This is a genomic window from Streptomyces sp. NPDC054840, from assembly GCF_053611065.1.
In genome coordinates this window covers 1-2,998 of sequence record NZ_JBSGZP010000809.1, presented here as the reverse complement: position 1 = coordinate 2,998, position 2,998 = coordinate 1, and the positions used below count along the sequence as shown (strand labels likewise).

Here is a 2,998-nt window from a genome sequence, read left to right as displayed (position 1 = left end):
GCCCCCCGCCCCGAAACCCCAGATCACGGACGCTGCCGTCGACAAGGCCGTCGCCCGCCTCGACCGCACCGTCGAGGACATGATGCGCCGCACCGGCGTCCCCGGTGTGTCCGTGGCCGTCGTCCACGACGACAAGGTCGTCCACATCAAGGGCTACGGGCTGCGCAGGACCGGCGAGAGCGCCGAGGTCGGCCCCGACACCGTCTTCCAGATCGCCTCGCTCTCCAAGCCCGTCTCCTCGACGGTCGTGGCCGGCGCCCTCACCGACCCCCAGGAGTGGGACGACCGAACCGTCCTGCCCGGGTTCTCCCTGAAGGACCCCTGGGTCACCGACCACGTCACCACCGCCGACCTGTTCTCCCACCGCAGCGGCCTCCCCGACCACGCCGGCGACCTCCTCGAAGACCTCGGATACGACCAGTCGTACATCCTCGACCACCTGCGACTGGAGCCCCTCGGCCCGTTCCGGGCGAGTTACGCCTACACCAACTTCGGCTTCACGGCGGCCGCCGAGGCCGTCGCCCGCGCCAAGGGCGCCAGCTGGCAGAAGCTCAGCGCCGACACCCTCTTCAAGCCCGCCGGCATGACCCGTACGAGCACCGAGTTCTCCGCCTTCGTCAACTCCCCCGACCACGCCGCCACCCACGTCAAGAACGCGGACGGCACCTGGAGCCCCCGCTTCGTGCGCGACCCGGACGCCCAGGCCCCGGCCGGCGGCGTCAGCTCCACCGCCACCGACATGGCCCGCTGGCTGCGACTGCAGCTGGCCGGCGGCACCCTCGACGGGAAGCGGATCATCCCCGCCGACACCCTCGCCCGCACCCACCTGCCCGAGATCGTGTCGCAGCCGACCAACGCCGTCGGCACCACCAGCTTCTACGGCCTGGGCTGGAACGTCGGCTACGACAGCGCCGGCCGCGTACGCCTGAGCCACTCCGGCGCCTTCGACCTCGGCGCCAACACCAACGTCACCATGCTCCCGCTGGAACAGCTCGGCATCGTCGTCCTGACCAACGGCGCCCCGGTCGGCCTGCCCGACGCCGTGGCGCTGGACTTCTTCGACTACGCCGAACACGGCAAGGTCTCCACCGACTGGCTCGCCCTGGCCGCCTCCGCCTACGCGGCGGCCCTCGCACCCGAGAACGGGTCGACCACCGACTACGCCCACCCGCCCTCCGGCGCGCAGCCCGCCCGCGACAGCGCCGCGTACACCGGAACCTACGACAACCCCTACTACGGCAAGGCCACCGTGACCGCCGACGACAACGGCGCGCTCACCCTCGCCCTCGGCCCGAAGCCCCTGCGCTTCCCGCTCACCCACTACGACGGGGACACCTTCAGCTTCATGACCGCCGGCGAGAACGCGGCCGGCCGCACGGGAGTGATCTTCGCCGACGGCACCCTGCGGGTGGAGTACCTCGACGCCGACCACCTGGGCACTTTCACCCAGCGGTAGCCGCATAGCCTGTTCCCCGATGAGACGCAGAGCCCAGCCTCCCCCCTCGCCCCTCCCCCAGCGCGCCGGCATCGACCCGGTCCGACTGCGGCTCCCGCCCGACCCGGACCGGACGTGGCCCGATCTCGGCGACTACCTCGCGGCACGCTACGCCGGCACCCGCGGCGCCGATTCCGTGGCCCGCCTGCTGGCGGCGGGCCGGGTGCTGGGCCCCGGCGGGCGGGTCCTGCGCGCGGCGGACCCCTACGAGCCGGGCGCTTACCTGTGGTTCCACCGGGACATGGAGCCGGAGCCGCGGGTGCCCTTCCCGATCTCCGTCGTCCACCGGGACGCGCACCTGCTGGTCGTGGACAAGCCGCACTTCCTGGCCACCACCCCGCGCGGCTCCCACATCACCGAGACCGCCCTGGCCCGGCTCCGCGAAGAGCTGGACCTGCCCGGCCTCACCCCCGCGCACCGGCTGGACCGGCTGACGGCGGGGCTGGTGATGTTCAGCATCCGGCCCGAGGACCGCGGCGCCTACCAGCTGCTCTTCCAGCGGCGCGAGGTGCACAAGGAGTACGAGGCCCTCGCACCCCACGACCCGGCGCTCGCCCGCGCCCTCCCGCGTACGGTCCGCAGCCGGATCGAGAAGGCCCGCGGGGTCATCGCGGCGGTCGAGGTGCCGGGCGGCAAGCCCAATGCCGAGAGCGTGGTCGAACTCGTCGGCTCCCGGAGCGGACTGGGCCGCTACCGGCTGACCCCGCGCACCGGCCGCACCCACCAGCTGCGGGTCCACATGAACAGCCTGGGCCTGCCCATCCTCGGGGACCCGGTGTATCCGCAGGTCACCGATCCGGCCCCGGACGACTACCGCAGGCCTCTGCAGCTCCTGGCCCGGGTACTGGCGTTCACCGACCCGGTGACCGGCCGCGTGCACCGCTTCGAGAGCGGCCGCACCCTCCAGGCCTGGGACGACCGGTCGGGCTGGGAGTCCGGATCCGGTCGTTAGCCGCCGGGAGGGCCGACGCCCGCGATCCGCAGGGCCGCGTCGGCGGTGGCCTCCGCGAAGGCCGTCACCGGTCGCGCCGGATCCGTACGGTGGATCAGCATGACGCCCTCGATGAGCCCGAAGACGAGGTCACCTCGCAGTCTGAGCCCCGCCCGGTCCCCCGCCAGTTCGGCGCCGACGCGGGTCCCGGCGAGCAACACCCGGTAGGCGTCCTTGAGTTCCCCGCGCATCCGGCGGAACCGCGTGAAGCGCGAACCGCCCAGCTCCGGCAGCAGATAGAGCGCGCCCAGGTTGTACGGCCCGCCGCACAGCAGCAGTACATGCGAGCGGCACAGCTCCCACAGCCGCCGCGCGGCGCACCGCCCGCCGTCCGCGAGCAGCTGCCGGGCCAGCACCAGCGAGGGCGCGACCGTGGACTCCAGCAGTTCGGCGAGGAGTTCCTCCTTGCCGCCGAAGTAGTGGTACATCGTGGCCTGGCGCATCCCGGCCCGTTCGGCGACGGCCCGCGTGGTGGTCGCCGCGTATCCCTGGTCGGTGAACAACTCGGCCGC

The 2,998-nt window shown here is 72.9% G+C and carries 3 protein-coding genes; 2 read left to right on the top strand and 1 reads right to left on the bottom strand.

What is annotated here, in order from left to right; all coding sequences use genetic code 11:
* Both ACWGIU_RS34360 and ACWGIU_RS34355 read left to right on the top strand, forming a co-directional pair.
* On the top strand, window positions 1–1,456 hold a 1,456-nt coding region (locus tag ACWGIU_RS34360; RefSeq protein ID WP_453712022.1), incomplete at its 5' end, for a serine hydrolase.
* A 19-nt stretch (window positions 1,457–1,475) separates the two neighbouring features.
* A complete protein-coding gene (locus ACWGIU_RS34355; RefSeq protein WP_453712021.1) occupies window positions 1,476–2,447 on the top strand; it encodes an RluA family pseudouridine synthase in 972 nt (323 codons plus the stop codon).
* On the opposite strand, the gene ACWGIU_RS34350 is transcribed toward ACWGIU_RS34355, so the two are convergent.
* On the bottom strand, window positions 2,444–2,998 hold a 555-nt coding region (locus ACWGIU_RS34350), incomplete at its 5' end, for a helix-turn-helix domain-containing protein (RefSeq protein ID WP_453712020.1). The genes ACWGIU_RS34355 and ACWGIU_RS34350 overlap by 4 nt on opposite strands.

What these genes read in the sequence shown, in the direction of transcription:
- ACWGIU_RS34355 (WP_453712021.1), top strand. Translation starts at nt 1,476, where the DNA reads ATGAGACGCAGAGCCCAGCCTCCCCCCTCGCCCCTCCCCCAGCGCGCC.